Here is a 17902-nt window from a genome sequence, read left to right on the forward strand (position 1 = left end):
AAGAGAATGGAGGCGCGTCCCGGAGTCGAACCGAGGTACACGGATTTGCAATCCGCTGCATAGCCACTCTGCCAACGCGCCAACGTTACTAGGTTTCCCCTAGCCTGTTGTTAATGACTTAACAACCTAATAGATGGTGCCCCGGGCCGGACTTGAACCGGCACAGCGCGAACGCCGAGGGATTTTAAATCCCTTGTGTCTACCAATTCCACCACCAGGGCACGCAATTTCTTGCGATGGGTAAGACACCATCTGTAAATACCGCCTAAGCCGTATTTTTTAATTTGAAGCGACACACGAGGTTCCCGATCTTGTAAACTCAGGCGTGACCTCAACATTGTTGAGTCACCTCTTGTGTTGCTAAATACTGACAACGTCAATATTTCTAAATTGGAGCGACACACGAGGTTCGAACTCGTGACCTCAACCTTGGCAAGGTTGCGCTCTACCAGCTGAGCTAGTGTCGCATATTCTCAAAGAGAATGGAGGCGCGTCCCGGAGTCGAACCGAGGTACACGGATTTGCAATCCGCTGCATAGCCACTCTGCCAACGCGCCATTCATAAAGAATGGTATTCTTTACTAAACCTTAGCGAGCCACCCCGCTGCGGTATGTGGTGTAATTTACTGATTTTACGGAGCGAGTCAACGAAAAATTATGACTTTTTATTTAAGTGGTCATTTTCCGTTACATCAACCTAAAAATCACCCCGTTTTTGATCAAAAACCACTCACACTAATATATGTCATCTTTAGTTTTTATTTTTAAATCTACTCAGCAACATACCCCCTCTCGATAAATGACGTAAAAATTATCTTTTAGATACTCAACTACACGCACACTATGGCTTTCAAAGTAACAATATTGCTGTAGAAACTATTATTTAATACTTTTCACAATAAACACATCCCCCTCTTAAATAGCATCAACCATCAGCATATTCTCTTTTTTATGCGAGTAATTATTTGATTTTAAAGCATACCTCTTTAGGGTTATTTAAACTGGCACTTGATTTGTATCATATTTATTCAAAGCCACTCTCAATAATATTATTGCAATTCACGATGTTGTTAAGAGGATTTATGAGCAAAGTCAAAATAGCGATTATTGGCAATGGCATGGTTGGCCACCGCTATATCGAAGAACTAATCGATAGAGCTGACATGGATAAATACGATGTTACTGTCTTTTGTGAAGAGCCACGTGTTGCTTACGATAGGGTCCATCTCTCATCTTATTTCTCTCACCATACAGCAGAAGAACTATCACTCGTTAAGCAGGGGTTTTATCAAAAGCACAATATTAATGTTTTATTAGGTGAACGTGCGATCACAATTAACCGTGATCAAAAAATCATTTACTCTAATACTGGTCGTGAGGTTAATTACGATAAATTAGTGATGGCAACAGGATCTTATCCTTGGGTACCACCCATTAAAGGCAATGAGTCCAAAGACTGTTTTGTTTATCGAACCATTGAAGATCTTAAAGCAATTGAAGCAACCGCTAAACACAGTAAAAGTGGCGTTGTTGTTGGTGGTGGTCTTCTTGGCTTGGAAGCTGCTGGTGCACTTAAAGCATTAGGTGTTGATACTCACGTTATTGAATTTGCACCTGTATTGATGGCTGAGCAACTAGACCCTCATGGCGGTGCTCAACTTAGAAAAAAAATCGAACAACTTGGTGTTGTGGTTCATACAGGTAAAAACACCCAAGAAATTATTCCTCAAGGTCAAACTGCACATAACACTCTCGCTTTTGCTGATGGTACCTCGCTTGAGGTAGATTTCATCGTTTTCTCTACCGGTATTCGCCCACAAGATAAACTTGCTAATAACTGTAACCTAACACTAGGTCATCGTGGCGGTATTGCTATTAATGATCACTGCCAAACCTCTGATAACGATATTTACGCTATCGGTGAATGTGCATCATGGAACGACATGTTCTTTGGATTGGTTGCACCTGGCTATAAAATGGCGCAAATTGCTGTAAGCCACTTATTAGGCGAAGCTCATACTTTTGAAGGCGCTGATATGAGCGCTAAATTAAAGCTATTAGGTGTGAAGGTGGGTAGCATTGGTGATGCTAATGGTCGAACGCCTAACAGTAAGAGCTATGTTTACCTCAACGAACAGCAAGATGTTTATAAACGCATTATCGTTTCAGAAGACGGTAAACAACTATTAGGTGCGGTTTTAGTCGGTGATACTGCTGACTATGGCAACTTATTACAGCTAAAACTCAATAATATTGAATTGCCAGAAAATCCAGATAGCCTAATTTTACCAGCACATGCTGGCGCAGAGAAACCTGCAATGGGTGCAGATTCTCTTCCTGATAGCGCAGTAATGTGCTCATGCTTTGATGTGACTAAAGGCAAAATTGCAGCAGCTGTTGCTGAAGGTCATACAACACTAGGCGAAATAAAAGCGGTTACCAAAGCAGGGACTGGCTGTGGTGGTTGTATCCCTCTTATTACTCAAGTTCTTAATAGCGAACTAGCTAAAGCTGGTATCGAGGTTAAAAATCACCTATGTGAGCACTTTGAGTATTCTCGCCAAGAGCTATTTCACCTTATTCGTGTCGAAGAAATCAAATCTTTCGAAGCTTTACTTGCCAAACACGGTAAAGGTTACGGCTGTGAAGTCTGTAAACCAACAGTCGGCTCTATTTTAGCGTCATGCTGGAATGAATACGCATTATCACCACAAAATACACCATTACAAGACACCAATGATGTCTTCCTTGGCAACATGCAAAAAGATGGCACTTACTCTGTTATTCCACGTATGGCCGGTGGTGAAGTCACTCCGGCAGGATTATTAGCTCTAGCGCAAATTGCTAACGATTATCAGCTATACACAAAAATTACAGGTGCGCAACGCATTGGTCTATTTGGTGCCCAAAAAGATGATTTACCACAGATTTGGCAACGTCTAATTGATGCTGGTTTTGAAACTGGTCAAGCCTATGCCAAGGCACTACGCATGGCAAAAACCTGTGTCGGTAGTACTTGGTGCCGCTTTGGCGTTCAAGACAGTGTTGGCCTTGGGGTTCAACTTGAAAATCGTTATAAAGGCATTCGTACGCCACATAAAATGAAATTTGGCGTCTCTGGTTGTACTCGTGAGTGTGCTGAAGCACAAGGCAAAGATTTAGGCATTATTGCAACCGATGCTGGTTGGAATATGTATGTTGGTGGTAATGGCGGCATGAAACCGCGTCATGCTGATCTTCTTGCCGCCGATCTCGATACTGAAACACTGATTAAATACGTTGATCGCTACTTAATGTTCTACATTCGTACCGCTGATAAATTACAGCGTACCTCAACATGGTTAACCAGTTTAGACGGTGGTGTCGACTACCTTAAAGAGGTCATCATCAACGATAAGCTAGGCCTTAATCAACAACTAGAAGCCGATGCTGAAAGATTGATTGCCAGCTATCACTGTGAATGGAAAACCACCCTCAGCAACGAGCAGCAATTAAAGCGATTTGCGCATTTTATTAATAGTACCAAACGTGATGATAACGTAGTTTTTGTGCCAGAACGTGACCAACATCGCCCTGCTACCGTTAATGAAAAAGCCACTACCTTTAACATTTCATTGGAGGAAAAAGCATGAGTCAGTGGGTTTCTGTGTGTCAGCTTGATGACTTAATTCCTGGTACGGGTATCTGTGCTTTAGTTAACGACCAGCAAGTAGCCATTTTCCGTCCAGATAACAGCGAACAACTGTTTGCTCTAAATAATAAAGACCCTTTTGCACAATCAAATGTGCTCTCTCGTGGTTTAATTTGCCAACATCAAGATCAACTTTGGGTTGCAAGTCCACTCAAAAAACAACGCTTTTCGTTAATTGATGGTCATTGTCTAGAACAGCCTGAGATCAAGGTCGCTTGTTACCAAATTCAAGTACAACAAGGTCAAGTACAAGTCCGTTTGTAATCAGAGCAGTAATGAGTTTGGCAGTCATTGCCAAACTCTTTTGCCATAGGTTGAAACACAGCATCGTTATCAATCTATGACAAACAGTTTTAATTACTACAGGGAAAACGTATGTACACTGATACCATCAAAAAATGTTCAGCTAATGCCGCTCGTATTGTTGAATTTGCACAACAAGAAAAATTAGGATTTTGGCTAAGTTCTGCTATGGCAGGCGCTTACGTTGGTTTAGGTATTATTTTAATTTTTACTTTAGGTAATATGGTTGATCCTAGTATTAGACCACTCGTTATGGGGGCTACATTTGGTATCGCATTGACCTTGGTCATTATTGCAGGATCAGAGCTTTACACCGGACACACTATGTTTTTAACTTTTGGTGTAAAAACAGGTCAAATTACTATTGCTGATACACTACGTGTATTACCGCAAACATGGATGGGTAACCTTTTAGGCTCTGTCGGTGTTGCGCTATTGTTCTTCTATGCTGGCGGTGGTCATCTTTTAAATGATGGCAACAGCTTACTAAACAATGTCGCACTCGCAAAAACAACAGCACCAGCATCCGTATTACTTTTCAAAGGTATTCTTTGTAACTGGCTTGTTTGCTTAGCAATTTGGATGTGTCAACGTGTTGAAGGCTCGGCTAAATTTATTGCTATTTGGTGGTGCTTACTTGCCTTCATCGCATCAGGTTATGAGCACTCAATCGCTAACATGACTATCTTTGCTCTGTCATGGTTTGGTCAACATAAGGAAGCATTCACCCTAGCGGGAATTGGTCATAACTTATTTTGGGTAACGCTAGGTAACACAATTTCAGGTGTTGTATTTATGGGCTTAGGCTACTGGTTCACCACGCCTCGTACCCAACGCCCACATTTAGGCTCTGCGCAGAAAACAGAACCGCAACAGCAAGCCGCTTAATTGACGATCTAAAATAAAAATCAGCCTGGAGCAAATAGAATGACAACCAATGAGACTGTGTTTTCACTGCCAACATCGAAAGAAAAACCTGCTGCTACTAACGGTAAAGTAATACTAGTTGGTGCTGGCCCTGGTGATCCTGATTTGTTAACAGTCAAAGCATTACGTTGTATTCAACAGGCTGATGTCATCGTCTATGACCGCCTTGTATCTAACGAGATTGTTGAGCTCTTCCCTCATCATTGTGAGCATATCTTTGTAGGTAAAGAGGCGGGCAATCACTGTGTGCCACAAGCTGATATTAACCAAATACTGGTAACACAGGCACTCAGTGGAAAATTAGTAGTGAGGCTAAAAGGCGGTGATCCGTTTATTTTTGGTCGTGGCGGTGAAGAACTAGAAGCCTTATTACCATTTAATATCCCCTTTGAAGTGGTACCTGGTATTACGGCGGCATCTGGCTGTGCGGCTTATTCTGGTATTCCATTAACTCACCGCGATCATGCACAAAGTGTTCAGTTTATTACTGGGCATTTAAAAGAAGGTAAAGATCAAATTGACTGGTCGTCACTGGCTCGCGCTAATCACACCTTAGTCTTTTATATGGGATTAAACCAGAGCCATGTTATTCGCCATAAACTCAGTGCTTATGGTATGTCGCTGGCAACACCTATTGCCATCGTAGAGCGAGGTACCAGTTCACAGCAACGGGTACATACTGGTGATCTAGCACATTTAGAATCATTAGCTAAAGAGGCAGCAAGCCCTGCTCTTATTGTGATAGGCAGTGTTACGACACTCACTCACAATTTAAATTGGTTTCAAGCGAAACAAGAGCAAGAAACACAAAGCTATCCTAAAGTTCACCAGTATCAATCCCCTCGAAAGGTAAGCTAACGCAATAAAATAAAAAGGCACTTTAATACGTTTGTGACTATCATTTTTACAGTATTCATCATAGCAACTTAAAACGGCTGCACCGTGCAGCCGTTAATGATAGAAAAATAAAACCAAGGTGATTAAAAGCTAACTTTATCAGCATCAAAGTAGTAGCGTGCTGGCGCGATATTCATGCCGCCCGTAACCGGCAAACAAACACCTGTAATAAAACCGGCGAGATCACTTGCTAAAAAGCTGACTGCATTTGCAATATCTTCAGGCTCACCCATGCGTTTAATTGGCTGAGTTGCTAAGAAATTATCAATAAACTCTTGGTTCAAGTTATTTTTCACAGCATCTGTCGCTATCATACCTGGCAATACTGCATTACAGCGGATACCAAAACTTGCGTATTGAATCGCGATTTGACGCGTCATATGATTAATCGCATTCTTAGCAGTACCATATGAAATACTCGACATTTCAGCACTTAATGAAGACAGTGATGAAATATTTACAATACTACCACCGCCATGTTTCACCATGGTTGGAATAACGGCTTTTGATGGAATAAATACACTATTAATATTAGCAAGCATATTCTTTTCCCAATCAGTAACTTCTGTATGGGCTAAATCACGATCTTTACGTAAATCAACACCGCCAAAGTTATTGATTAACACATCAATCTTTCCTTCTTTTTCAAGAATAGAATCAATTAACGGCGCGTAAGAATCGTTATCAAAAGCATTAAAAAACATGCCTGTTGCTTTGCCGTTATTCTTCTTAATTTCATCAGCAGTCGCTGTTGCTTCATCAACATTCCAATCAGCAACGTAAACATTCGCACCTTGAGAAGCCAATAACAAGCTACAAGCTTTACCAATACCTTGCGCACCAGCTAGTACTAAAACTGTTTTATTTTGAAACATAAACCACCACCGAACACTGTTTTATTTTAGTGTTATATAATAGCCATTAATAATGAATCTTGCTATAGATACACTAAATTATATAAAAAACACACTGAAAAAGCTTATCGATACAACTGGAATAGCCAAAACATTTTCAAACTGCAAATACAAAAAAGGCCTGATAATCAGACCTTTTCATTACTTGTTTATTAGTGGTTATCTGCGTTCAGCAAATCACCTTTTGCAGCTTTAAGATATTGCACCATTGACCAGTACGTTAGCACCATTGCAATATAAAGCGATGCGTAACCTAGCCATACAACATACTCGTGTGGATGCCACAGTAGTAATAGTAAAGCAAACATTTGCGATGCTGTTTTTACTTTACCTACCCATGAAACGGCAACACTTGCGCGCTTACCTAGCTCAGCCATCCACTCTCGTAACGCTGAAATAATAATTTCACGGCCAATCATAGTGATCGCTGGCACTGTCACCCACAACGTATGGTAATGCTCAACCACCAGCACCATTGCAGTAACAACCATTAATTTATCGGCAACAGGATCAATAAAAGCACCAAAACGGGTTGTTTGATTAAGCTTACGCGCAAGATAACCATCAAACCAATCGGTTACACCAGCAACCCAAAAGATTACCGCAGTAGCAAACGCCGACCATTCATAAGGTAAATAAAAGGCAATAACAAAAAATGGGATTAGAATGAGTCGGATAAAACTTAAAATATTTGGGATTGATAAACGCATAATTTTATTCTTATGTTCAAGATCTGGGCCTAACATACAACCTAGACTACTCTAAAAAACGAAAAGAGTGTGCCTTTTCTGTAAATTCAACCAATTAAAGTACTGTTGCAATGATGACCTTCAAAGCGACAGACTAACCATGTTGCAATGCATCGACTATTTTTTCCGCTAAAGCTAAACTGATACCAGGCACTTTAGCAATTTCTTCTTTATTTGCTTTTTTCAGTTCTTGCATTCCACCCATGTATTTTAATAATGCCTGACGTCGTTTAGGTCCAACTCCCTCGACATCTTCAAGTGTACTACGTTTTCTTACTTTTGCTCTCTGGGCACGGTGACCACTGATCGCATGGTTATGACTTTCATCTCGAATATGTTGAATTAAATGTAACGCGGGAGAATCACTTGGCATAGAAAATTCTTCACCGGTTACGAAAATTAACGTTTCAAGCCCTGGTTTTCGTGTGGTTCCTTTAGCAACACCCACGAGCATTGGTCGTTTAGGCCACTCAGCAATGTAAGGCTTAACAACATCATACGCTCTTGAGAGCTGACCTCTACCCCCATCTATGAAAATTATGTCTGGAATTTTATCTAATTCCATGTTTTTACTGTATCTGCGCTCTAATACTTGTGCCATTGCAGCATAATCATCACCACCAGTAATACCACTAATATTATAACGTCGGTATTCTTGTTTTAATGGACCTTCTTGGTTAAAGACCACACAAGATGCTACGGTTTTTTCACCCATGGTATGACTAATATCAAAACATTCCATCCGTGAAATAGGTTTTAAGTTCAGTGCTTGTTGTAGTTCAAAGAAACGCTCTTGAATCGTCATGCGATGATTGAGTTTACTGGTTAACGCTGTTGCAGCATTAGTTTGTGCTAACTGCAAATATTTTGCTCGCGTGCCACGAGGATGGTATTTAATCGCAATTTTACGCCCAGCAAGCTCTGACAGCGCCGCTAAAATGGCATCACTGTCATCACCAAGTTCTTCACTCAATAGTATTAAACTTGGAATAATCCGTCCTTCAGCTTGATTAAAATAGAACTGAGTAATAAAACTGGATAACACTTCCGTTAATGAAGCATCAACGGGCATTTTCGGAAAATAGCTTCGACTACCTAGAATTTTGCCCTGTCGAATATACAAACCATGAATACATGCCATGCCATTTTGGTGTGCAATACCAATAACGTCTAAATCATCTTCGTTATCTTGACTAACAAATTGTTGTTCTTGAATTCGGCGTAATGCTTGGATCTGATCACGATAGACCGCAGCTCTTTCAAAATCGAGTGCCATACTGGCCTGCTCCATTTTTTCGACCATGGTGTTGATCACTTGACGATCTTTACCTTGTAAGAACAAACGCACCCATTGTACTTGTTGCTGATAATCCTCATCAGACACTAAACCGGCAACACAAGGGCCAGAACAACGACCGATTTGATACATTAAACAAGGGCGACTGCGATTAGCATAAACCGAATCTTCACATTGACGGATAGGAAATATTTTTTGCATCAAATGCAAACTTTCACGAACAGCAGAAACATCAGGATAAGGACCAAAATATTCACCTTTACGGCGTTTCACACCGCGATGAATAGATAACCGAGGATGTTTGCTCGCACTTAGCAAAATATAAGGATAGGACTTATCATCACGCAATAAGACATTATATTTAGGTAAATACTGCTTAATATAATTGTGTTCAAGTATTAATGCTTCGGTTTCTGTATGAGTAACGGTTACATCTACTTTACAAATATTTTTAACTAACGCGCGCGTCTTTTCACCGCTAACATTAATGCGGAAATAACTGGCTAAACGTTTTTTGAGATCTTTAGCTTTACCAACATAGATGACTTCACCACTGGCGTCGTACATTCGGTAGACGCCAGGTTGGTGAGTGACCGTTTTGAGAAAGCTTTGGGCATCAAAAACAGTACCATCATTAACGTGCTCAGACACTACAATGTCTCGGTATCAAGCATGCCATGACGAATAGCTAGATGTGTTAACTCAACATCACCACTAATATTTAACTTATTAAATAGGCGATAACGGTAACTATTCACAGTTTTAGGGCTTAAACTTAATTGTTCTGATATATCGGTAACTTTTTGGCCTTTAGTGATCATCATCATGATCTGTAATTCACGCTCTGACAGTTCTTTAAATGGATTTTCTGAATCGGGCGCGAACTGACTTAGAGCCATTTGTTGAGCAATTTCAGATGAAATATACCGTTGACCGCTATTAACCATACGAATGGCATTCACCATTTCATCTGGCCCTGCACCTTTGGTTAAATAACCTGAGGCACCGGCTTGCATAACTTTAGTTGGAAACGGATTTTCGGTATGTACCGTTAATACTATAATTTTAACATCAGGATTGAAGCGTAAAATTTTACGAGTAGCTTCAAGACCACCGATGCCTGGCATGTTCATATCCATAAGAATAATGTCAGCATAATTACTACGACACCATTTTACGGCTTCCTCACCACTGATGGCTTCCCCTACCACTTTAATACCACGGACGTCTTCCAGAAGACGTCGGATCCCTGTGCGAACCAGTTCGTGATCATCTACAAGGAATACATTAATCAAGCTGTATCTCCAATATGATATGGCTCTGCACCCTGCCACAATGGCGGGACAGCTAACTCACTAATACTTATAATTTTACCTCAACTTCGACATTAACCTCATACTGATTCTGTGGATCAGTGCAAAGTTTCACATAAAGTTAAGGCTTGACAGTTTACAGTTATCTATTTTTTACGCGCTGTAAAATAATGACCGTTGTTCGATTATTGTCTATTTTATAATAAAAATAAAGCCCCAAAAAACACCCATGTTCATATAGCAATTATACTACTATAAAAAATAGCTAAATCAGTAATCTATAACACTTTATTAACCTCATTTAGTAAGCATAAATGAATGCTGATTATTCTTTAGCCGTCTAGATGTAAAGCATTCCTTTCCTGATTAGATTACGTTATCATAGCGCCGCTTTTGGTTTCACATTTTAAAGTTTACTCCGTTTTCATATTGAAAAGACTTACACCGCTCTTACTTAATAATGGATTATTAGTACTGAGTTACCTTATTAAATAGTGCTTACTATCATACGGTACTCTACTGATTGGCTTGGTCTGTCGAATCTGCAACGCGACGATTACTACCATAAGCATTTTTATAATCCAATTATTGCATTTCATCGATGACAATATGATGTCTCGATGGCTGAGTTAACAAGGTTAAGTTATGAGTCTTTCTGCTAAAACAGTTGTTGTTATTGCAATTGGTGCAGCCTTATATGGCATTGGTGGTTTACCTATGTTCGGTATTCCTGTTTTTGCTAATACTACCCTTAAACCTGCAATGGCCGTACTTGCCTTATTTGCAGTTCTCTTCGGCCCTTTAGTTGGCTTTCTAGTTGGTATTATTGGCCACTGGGTAACAGATTTATTTGCGGGTTGGGGCGTATGGTTCACTTGGGAACTAGGCTCTGGCATCGTTGGCTTAATTATTGGCCTTTATCCTATTCTTACTCGTGGTCGTTTAGACATGGGGCTTTTTTCAAAGCTTGATTTTAGTCTTTTTGTCATACTCGCTTTTGTTGCCAATGTCGTCGGCTATGGCTGTTCTGCTTTCCTTGATGCCATCCTTTACGCTGAACCTTTTACCAAAGTATTGCTGCAACTAGTGATTATTGCATTAAGTAATACCGTTATTATTGCCTTTGTTGGTCACTTAATCTTAACGTCAGTCGCAAAACGCAAGCAGCAAAGCTTCAACTTAAAAGAGGCTTATTAATAATGAGTATTGTTTTTAATAATTTTTCGTTTAAATATTGGGCACTTGAAAACCCAACCCTTAAAAATATTAACCTCACGATAAATAAGGGCGAAAAAATTGCGCTTATTGGCCCAAGTGGTTGTGGTAAATCTACTTTAGGTCAATGCCTTAATGGACTTATTCCCCACGCTATTAAAGGTGATTGCAGCGGCGAGTTATACATTAACGGTAAAAATACTCGCAACTTAAATCTTGACCATTGCACCAGTATGGTGGGAACAGTACTACAAGATACTGATGGTCAATTTGTCGGCTTAAGTGTTGGCGAAGATATTGCCTTTGCACTTGAAAACCAAATGATTCCACAGCAAAAAATGCGTGAAATCGTGCAAGCAACCGCCAATATGGTCGATTTAAACAGTATTTTAGATCACTCTCCTTTTGACTTAAGTGGCGGTCAAAAACAACGCGTCTCTATGGCTGGTGTCATGGTTGATGATGTTGATATTTTATTATTTGATGAACCGCTAGCAAGTCTTGATCCTAAAACAGGTAAAGCGGCAATTGAAATCATTGATAATCTGCATAAAGATTCAGATAAAACAGTGATCATTATTGAGCACCGTTTAGAAGATGTATTACATCGTCCTATTGATCGCATTATTATGATGGAACGTGGTGAAATCATTGCAGATATGACTCCTGATGAGCTATTAGCTAGCCCACTATTACAACAACATGGTATTCGTGAGCCATTATATCTCTCTGCAATTAAAGCTGCTGGGTGTACCATCACCGCTGAAGATAAGCCTGCTTATTTTTCAACCATTAATCTTAATAAATTCAAGCCTCAAATTGAAAACTGGTTCCATCAGGTTAAGCAACCACAATTAGAGCCAGTAAACGAAGTATTATTAAGCGTTAACAATCTTAGCTATTCCTATGATGGAATTCGCAATACTTTAGATAATGTCAGCTTTGATATTCATAAAGGCGAATTTGTCGCTATTATGGGGAAAAATGGCTCAGGAAAATCTACCATCACTCGCTTAATTATGGGTGTTTTAGCGGCTGATAGCGGTACTATTTCCCTTAAAGGTGAAGATTTAGCAAACCAATCCATTTTTGAACGCTGCCAGCATATTGGTGTGGTGATGCAAAACCCTAATCATATGATCTCACATCATATGATTTTTGACGAAGTAGCATCAGGATTACGCAACCGTGGTATGGATGAAGCACAGATTAAAATCAAAGTAGAAGCGACACTTAAACTTTGTGGTCTGGGACGCTACCGCCATTGGCCTGTTGATGCATTAAGCTTTGGTCAGAAAAAGCGGGTAACAATTGCAACAATGCTAGTGTTAGAGCCTGAGTTATTGATCCTTGATGAACCAACAGCTGGCCAAGATTACCATCACTACACTCAGATGATGGCTTTTATTCAACAACTGAATCAAAAGCTAGGGCTCACCATTGTGATTATTTCACATGATATGCACTTAGTACTTGAATATACTCAACGCGCGATTGTCATTGCTGATAACCGCTTACTGACTGATGATAAAGTTAATCATATCTTTAGTCAGCCAGCATTATTGGATCAAGCTAACTTAACCGTTACAAGCTTATATTCATTAGCACAAGCTATGGGTATTGAGCATATCGATCAATTTATTCGCTGTTTTATCGCCCACGAACTAAAAAATAAATAACCATGAAAAGCAAACATTTAAAATTTGGCATCAGTTATGTCAACACTCACTCTTGGCTGCACGCTTTAAACGGTATTACCAAGTTTGTGTTATTTATGGCGTGGGTAACCATGGTTCTGCTCACCTTTGATCTGCGGGTTATTTGTGGATTAATCATTGTGGGGTTATTACTATTAAAAGCCACTAAAATTCCATTTGCGGTCTATAAGCCCCTATTAGTCGGTACCGCAGTGGTATTATTAATGAATGCTTTATTTATGTTTTTGATTGCCCCTCAACAAGGCACCGATTACATGCATTCAACTACAGTATTGGTGCATCTTTTTGGGCACTATAATATAACTCTTGAGACTGTATTTTACTTACTGACTGTTACCCTTAAATATTTCAGTATGTTCCCAATTGCGTTAGTGTTTGTTTTCACCACTCACCCAACGGAATTTTCAGCTAGCTTAAATAAACTCGGTGTACCTTATCGTATTGCTTATGCGGTTAGCTTAACATTACGATACTTGCCAGAGGTAATGAAAGATTTCACCAATATTATGCATGCTCAACAAGCACGTGGGGTGGATATTTCAAAGAAAGCCCCTGTCATTACGCGTATTCGTAATGTTGCTAAAATTCTGGGGCCACTGATTTTCTCAAGTTTAGATCGCGCTGATGTAATTTCTAATGCGATGACACTACGTGGTTTCGGTCGTAATAAAAAACGTACGTGGTATAGCTTAAAGCCGATGACCAAAAATGATGTTATTACGTTAATCATTATTGCACTAGTACTGGGACTGGGCATTTTACACCGTTACCAATCAGCTACGCTGTTCTGGTATCCGTTCCATTAAAGCCCACTAAAACGTAATTAAAAACCGTCATTTATTGGCGGTTTTTTTGTTTAAGCTGTTGTCATCGCTCGCTTAATTACTTTTCTTCCCCCCAACTTTTTAGCTCCCCCTAGCTAATAATATTCACCTCTTTCTCAAATTATAAGAAAAGCAAATTTTTACCTGTTGTCACCTTACCTATTTAACCGTACCTTATATTAACAAAAAATAAACTCATTGAGCACTAAACACACAAAACAGGGCTTTTTTCAGTGCTTAACAGCGTCAATAAACACGCTTTATACACTAATTTTAACAAACACAACATCAACACCATTGTGATAAAAAAATAATAATTATCACCCTGTAATAATCATAAAAAGGACTTTAAAATGAAACGACTCGCAATGCTTGTCAGTGCGTTAGGCTGTATTTTTTCCTCCTCCTTCGCCACCGCAGCAGACAACTTTATTTCTATTGGTACTGGTGGCCAAACAGGGGTTTATTACATTGCCGGACAATCTATTTGTCGCTTTGTAAACCGTACGACTGATACCCATCACATAAAATGTAATGCCCCGACCAGTGGCGGCGGTGTTGCGAACGTTAATGGTCTTCGTAGCCATGAATATAACTTTGGCATCATGCAGTCTGATCATCAATTTAAAGCCCTTAACGGCTTAGCCCCTTTTCAAGATCATGGCAAAATGCATGATATTCGAGCAGTATTTTCTTTACAAAGTGAAGTATTTACCATTTTGGCTCGTGAAGACTCAGGGATTCATTCTTTTGATGATTTAAAAAATAAGCGGGTGAATTTAGGCAATCCGGGTTCTGGTCAACGTGACACTTTTGAACAAATTTTAGCGGTTAAAAACTGGAATAGTGATGTGTTTAGTTTGGTTTCTGATCTCAAGCCAGCAGAACAAGCCCCTGCAATGAGTGATAATAAAATAGATGCGATGAGCTATTTTGTCGGTCATCCTAATGGCGCTATTCAAGAAGCCTCGACCACGACTGATACTCGTTTAATTGCCGTTACTGGGCCTGACATTGATGCGCTACTAAAAGAAAAAAGTTATTTCACCAAAGCGATAATCCCTGGTGGTATGTACCGTGGTAACCCTGATGATACCGTGTCTATCGGTGGCAAAGCAGTATTATCGACTAATGCCAATACTGATCCTGAAATGGTATATCAACTAGTAAAGTCAGTATTTACTAACATTGATCGTTTCAAGCGTCTACACCCTGCTTTTGCTGATCTAAAAGAAACCGAGATGATAAAAACAGGCTTAACAGCACCATTACACGATGGCGCTGTACGTTACTACAAAGAACGTGGCTGGATGTAAATTTCACCGTCAAGCGAGGTCGCTCTTTATCTCGCTTGCCCTTCTTTTTACTAATGAAAATATCCTGTTCACGATGGATTAATGACATTTACTATTTTCATTAGTGCCAACTTGTAAGTGAAAACATATGGCTCAACAACATCTCACCAGTGACACTGCCCTTTCAACCGAAGATTTAATCGCCAAAGACGTTGGTGCTCGTTTACCTACGGGGATAATGGCAAAAATTATTACCTTTTTAGCTATTTCATGGTCGCTGTTTCAATTATGGATTGCCTCTCCTCTGCCTTTTATCATTGGCATTGGGGTTTTTAATGATACTGAAACTCGTGCAATCCATTTGGCTTTTGCGCTTATTCTGGCTTTCTTCGTCTTCCCTGCCCGTCATTGTTCAGCAACGGATCGGGTACCCTACAGTGATATCGCACTTGGTATGATAGCAGCTGCAACCTCATTATATTTATTTGTTATGTATAATGAGCTCGCTCAACGCCCAGGTAGCCTGACTCAATTTGATTTAGTTATTGCATGTATCGGTTTACCGTTACTACTAGAAGCTGCTCGGCGAGTATTAGGCCCAGCCTTGCCTCTTATTGCCCTTGGCTTTATTGGTTATAGTTTTGCCGGTCCTTGGATGCCAGGGTTACTTGCTCATCGCGGTGTCCAATTTGCTTCACTGGCAAACCATCAATGGATCACTACTGAAGGTGTATTTGGTATTGCCCTTGGGGTATCCACCAGCTTTGTATTTCTATTTGTATTGTTTGGCGCTCTACTTGAACGTGCGGGCGCTGGACATTATTTCATTCAGTTAGCTTTTAGTTTATTAGGGCACCTGCGTGGAGGCCCAGCTAAAGCTGCAGTCGTTGCATCAGGATTAACGGGATTAATATCTGGCTCTTCAATAGCTAACGTGGTTACCACGGGAACTTTTACTATTCCGATGATGCGTAAAGTTGGCTTTAGCAAAGAAAAAGCTGGCGCAATAGAAGTTGCTTCATCTGTAAATGGGCAGATTATGCCACCAGTAATGGGCGCAGCTGCTTTTTTGATGGTGGAATATGTCGGTATTCCCTATATCGATATTATTAAGCATGCCTTTTTACCCGCTGCTATTTCATATATTACGCTGCTATATATTGTGCATTTAGAAGCGTTAAAACTCGGCATGACAGCAATTGAACCCAAATACCATAAACCTTGGCTAGTACGCCTAACCAGTTTTAGTTTTGCTTGTTTGTTAATCAGTGGTTTTTCATTAGCAATCTATTACGGTTTAGGATGGATAAAACCGCTATTAGGTCATTATGCCGGTTATGTCATTGGAGGGTTATTAGTTGCGGTCTATATTGGCTTACTCAGCGTGGCAGCTAACCACCCACCATTACCAGAAGAAAATCCTGATGCACCGTTGAGTGAATTACCTGAAACTCGTAGCGTTTTATTAGCGGGTTTACATTTTATTTTACCGGTAGTGGTCTTGGTATGGTGTTTAATGGTTGAACGTTTATCCCCTGGATTATCAGCTTTTTGGGGATCGGTGATGCTAGTTGGTATTATCGTCACTCAACGTCCATTACTGAGTCTATTACGTAAAGACGGTTATCATTATGGTAATTTTGTTGATGGTAAAAATGATCTGATTGAAGCTTTAATTGCAGGATCACGCAATATGATCGGCATTGGTATCGCGACTGCAACTGCGGGCATTATTGTCGGTGCGGTTTCTCAAACCGGTGTGGGTTTAATTTTAGCTGATTTAGTTGAAATGCTATCGATGGGTAATTTAATGCTGATGCTAATTTTATCAGCACTATTAAGCCTTATTCTCGGTATGGGATTACCAACCACGGCGAACTATATTGTTGTTTCTAGTTTATTAGCCCCCGTTATTGTCACTCTTGGCCAACAAAATGGCTTAATCGTTCCTTTAATTGCCGTACATTTATTTGTGTTCTATTTTGGCATTATGGCCGATGTGACACCGCCAGTTGGGTTGGCGTCTTTTGCTGCGGCTGCGGTATCAAAAGGTGATCCAATCAAAACGGGTATTACTGCGTTTTATTACAGTTTACGTACCGCAGCTTTACCATTTTTATTTATATTCAATACCGACTTATTACTGATAGATGTTAGCGTTAGTCACGGGATCATTATTTTTGTGATAGCGACAATTGCGATGCTTATTTTTGCAATGGCAACCCAAGGATGGTTTATTACCCGTAATCGTTGGTATGAAAATATCGCACTCTTATTGATTTCATTTACATTATTTCGACCTGGATTTTGGCAAGATTTAATTGTTGAGCCTTATCAAAATATTGCGCCAACACACTTAGTAAGTACCCTTGATAAGCTATCGGCTGGCGATGTTATTCGAATGCGAATTGCAGGTGAAGATGCTATCGGTAAACATCGTGAATTTAGTGTGTTATTCACTGTACCAGACGCTAAAACAGGCCAACAGAAACTTACAAAGCTCGGCATTGAAACCTATCAATATCAAGGTAAGACGCTCATTGATATGGTGACATTTGGCAGCCCTGCAGCAACCGAACAATTGCAATTTGACCAACAAATTGTTGATATTCGAGTCCCTGTTGAGCGTTGGCGAAAAGAGTGGTTATGGTTACCTGCTATTTTACTTTTTGGTGTCATCATCAGAAATCAGCGTCGGCGCTTAATAGTGGCACCGATAGCAGAAACACCATCAAAAACAGCTATCGTATAACAAAAAA

General features: G+C 40.0%; 13 protein-coding genes and 4 tRNA genes. 9 read left to right on the top strand and 8 right to left on the bottom strand.

Annotated features, from left to right (window positions below):
• Nucleotides 1–7 precede the first annotated feature (7 nt).
• From PMAL9190_RS18920 to PMAL9190_RS18935, 4 genes are all read right to left on the bottom strand, one after another.
• A tRNA-Cys gene (locus PMAL9190_RS18920) sits at nt 8–81 on the bottom strand.
• A 53-nt stretch (nt 82–134) separates the two neighbouring features.
• A tRNA-Leu gene (locus PMAL9190_RS18925) sits at nt 135–221 on the bottom strand.
• 170 nt (nt 222–391) lie between these two features.
• Nucleotides 392–467: transfer RNA gene (locus PMAL9190_RS18930), tRNA-Gly, on the bottom strand.
• 16 nt (nt 468–483) lie between these two features.
• Nucleotides 484–557 (bottom strand) — tRNA-Cys (locus PMAL9190_RS18935).
• 525 nt (nt 558–1082) lie between these two features.
• Between PMAL9190_RS18935 and nirB the strand changes: the two genes are divergently transcribed.
• The 4 genes from nirB (at nt 1083) to cobA (ending at nt 5779) form a co-directional block, all read left to right on the top strand.
• Complete coding sequence (nirB, locus tag PMAL9190_RS18940; RefSeq protein WP_087846804.1) at nt 1083–3632, top strand: nitrite reductase large subunit NirB; 2550 nt, start codon at nt 1083–1085, stop codon at nt 3630–3632.
• Nucleotides 3629–3955: a nitrite reductase small subunit NirD gene (gene nirD, locus PMAL9190_RS18945; RefSeq protein WP_087846806.1), complete on the top strand. Its 327-nt coding sequence runs from the start codon at nt 3629–3631 to the stop codon at nt 3953–3955. The genes nirB and nirD overlap by 4 nt, the downstream gene beginning before the upstream one ends.
• 111 nt (nt 3956–4066) lie before the next feature.
• On the top strand, nt 4067–4882 hold the full coding sequence (gene nirC / locus PMAL9190_RS18950) for a nitrite transporter NirC (protein ID WP_087846808.1): 816 nt from the start codon (nt 4067–4069) through the stop codon (nt 4880–4882).
• 39 nt (nt 4883–4921) lie between these two features.
• Complete coding sequence (cobA, locus tag PMAL9190_RS18955) at nt 4922–5779, top strand: uroporphyrinogen-III C-methyltransferase (protein ID WP_087846809.1); 858 nt, start codon at nt 4922–4924, stop codon at nt 5777–5779.
• Nucleotides 5780–5901: 122 nt separating this feature from the next.
• On the opposite strand, the gene PMAL9190_RS18960 is transcribed toward cobA, so the two are convergent.
• From PMAL9190_RS18960 to uvrY, 4 genes are all read right to left on the bottom strand, one after another.
• Entirely contained in the window at nt 5902–6693 is a 792-nt protein-coding gene (locus PMAL9190_RS18960; protein ID WP_065168036.1) for an SDR family NAD(P)-dependent oxidoreductase, read from the bottom strand.
• 191 nt (nt 6694–6884) lie between these two features.
• Nucleotides 6885–7442 carry a CDP-diacylglycerol--glycerol-3-phosphate 3-phosphatidyltransferase gene (pgsA, locus tag PMAL9190_RS18965; protein WP_087846847.1) on the bottom strand — a complete coding sequence of 186 codons (558 nt, stop codon included), beginning with the start codon at nt 7440–7442 and terminating at the stop codon, nt 6885–6887.
• Between the two features lie 133 nt (nt 7443–7575).
• Nucleotides 7576–9429 (bottom strand): excinuclease ABC subunit UvrC, encoded by a 1854-nt coding sequence (uvrC, locus tag PMAL9190_RS18970; RefSeq protein WP_087846811.1) that lies wholly within the window; start codon nt 9427–9429, stop codon nt 7576–7578.
• Nucleotides 9429–10073: a UvrY/SirA/GacA family response regulator transcription factor gene (gene uvrY / locus PMAL9190_RS18975; RefSeq protein ID WP_061000441.1), complete on the bottom strand. Its 645-nt coding sequence runs from the start codon at nt 10071–10073 to the stop codon at nt 9429–9431. Before uvrY ends, uvrC begins: the two co-directional genes overlap by 1 nt.
• A gap of 663 nt (nt 10074–10736) precedes the next feature.
• On the opposite strand from uvrY, the gene PMAL9190_RS18980 reads away from it, so the two are divergent.
• From PMAL9190_RS18980 to PMAL9190_RS19000, 5 genes are all read left to right on the top strand, one after another.
• Complete coding sequence (locus tag PMAL9190_RS18980; RefSeq protein WP_087846813.1) at nt 10737–11288, top strand: ECF-type riboflavin transporter substrate-binding protein; 552 nt, start codon at nt 10737–10739, stop codon at nt 11286–11288.
• 2 nt (nt 11289–11290) lie between these two features.
• Nucleotides 11291–12985, top strand: coding sequence for an ABC transporter ATP-binding protein (locus tag PMAL9190_RS18985; RefSeq protein WP_087846815.1), 1695 nt, complete (start codon nt 11291–11293; stop codon nt 12983–12985).
• Between the two features lie 2 nt (nt 12986–12987).
• Complete coding sequence (locus tag PMAL9190_RS18990) at nt 12988–13830, top strand: energy-coupling factor transporter transmembrane component T family protein (protein WP_087846817.1); 843 nt, start codon at nt 12988–12990, stop codon at nt 13828–13830.
• 371 nt (nt 13831–14201) lie between these two features.
• Nucleotides 14202–15164, top strand: a complete 963-nt coding sequence (locus PMAL9190_RS18995; protein WP_087846819.1) for a TAXI family TRAP transporter solute-binding subunit — start codon at nt 14202–14204, stop codon at nt 15162–15164.
• 127 nt (nt 15165–15291) lie between these two features.
• On the top strand, nt 15292–17895 hold the full coding sequence (locus tag PMAL9190_RS19000; RefSeq protein ID WP_087846821.1) for a TRAP transporter permease: 2604 nt from the start codon (nt 15292–15294) through the stop codon (nt 17893–17895).
• Nucleotides 17896–17902 lie beyond the last annotated feature (7 nt).

The sequence above is a fragment of the Photobacterium malacitanum genome, assembly GCF_900185615.1.
Taxonomy (GTDB): Bacteria; Pseudomonadota; Gammaproteobacteria; order Enterobacterales; family Vibrionaceae; genus Photobacterium; species Photobacterium malacitanum.

Excerpts from the sequence above, each read along its gene's own strand:
- PMAL9190_RS19000 (WP_087846821.1), top strand. The coding sequence starts at position 15,292 with ATGGCTCAACAACATCTCACCAGTGACACTGCCCTTTCAACCGAAGAT.
- PMAL9190_RS18980 (WP_087846813.1), top strand. The coding sequence starts at position 10,737 with ATGAGTCTTTCTGCTAAAACAGTTGTTGTTATTGCAATTGGTGCAGCC.
- nirC (WP_087846808.1), top strand. The coding sequence starts at position 4,067 with ATGTACACTGATACCATCAAAAAATGTTCAGCTAATGCCGCTCGTATT.
- nirD (WP_087846806.1), top strand. The coding sequence starts at position 3,629 with ATGAGTCAGTGGGTTTCTGTGTGTCAGCTTGATGACTTAATTCCTGGT.
- PMAL9190_RS18985 (WP_087846815.1), top strand. The coding sequence starts at position 11,291 with ATGAGTATTGTTTTTAATAATTTTTCGTTTAAATATTGGGCACTTGAA.
- pgsA (WP_087846847.1), bottom strand. The coding sequence starts at position 7,442 with ATGCGTTTATCAATCCCAAATATTTTAAGTTTTATCCGACTCATTCTA.
- PMAL9190_RS18995 (WP_087846819.1), top strand. The coding sequence starts at position 14,202 with ATGAAACGACTCGCAATGCTTGTCAGTGCGTTAGGCTGTATTTTTTCC.
- PMAL9190_RS18990 (WP_087846817.1), top strand. The coding sequence starts at position 12,988 with ATGAAAAGCAAACATTTAAAATTTGGCATCAGTTATGTCAACACTCAC.
- nirB (WP_087846804.1), top strand. The coding sequence starts at position 1,083 with ATGAGCAAAGTCAAAATAGCGATTATTGGCAATGGCATGGTTGGCCAC.
- cobA (WP_087846809.1), top strand. The coding sequence starts at position 4,922 with ATGACAACCAATGAGACTGTGTTTTCACTGCCAACATCGAAAGAAAAA.
- PMAL9190_RS18960 (WP_065168036.1), bottom strand. The coding sequence starts at position 6,693 with ATGTTTCAAAATAAAACAGTTTTAGTACTAGCTGGTGCGCAAGGTATT.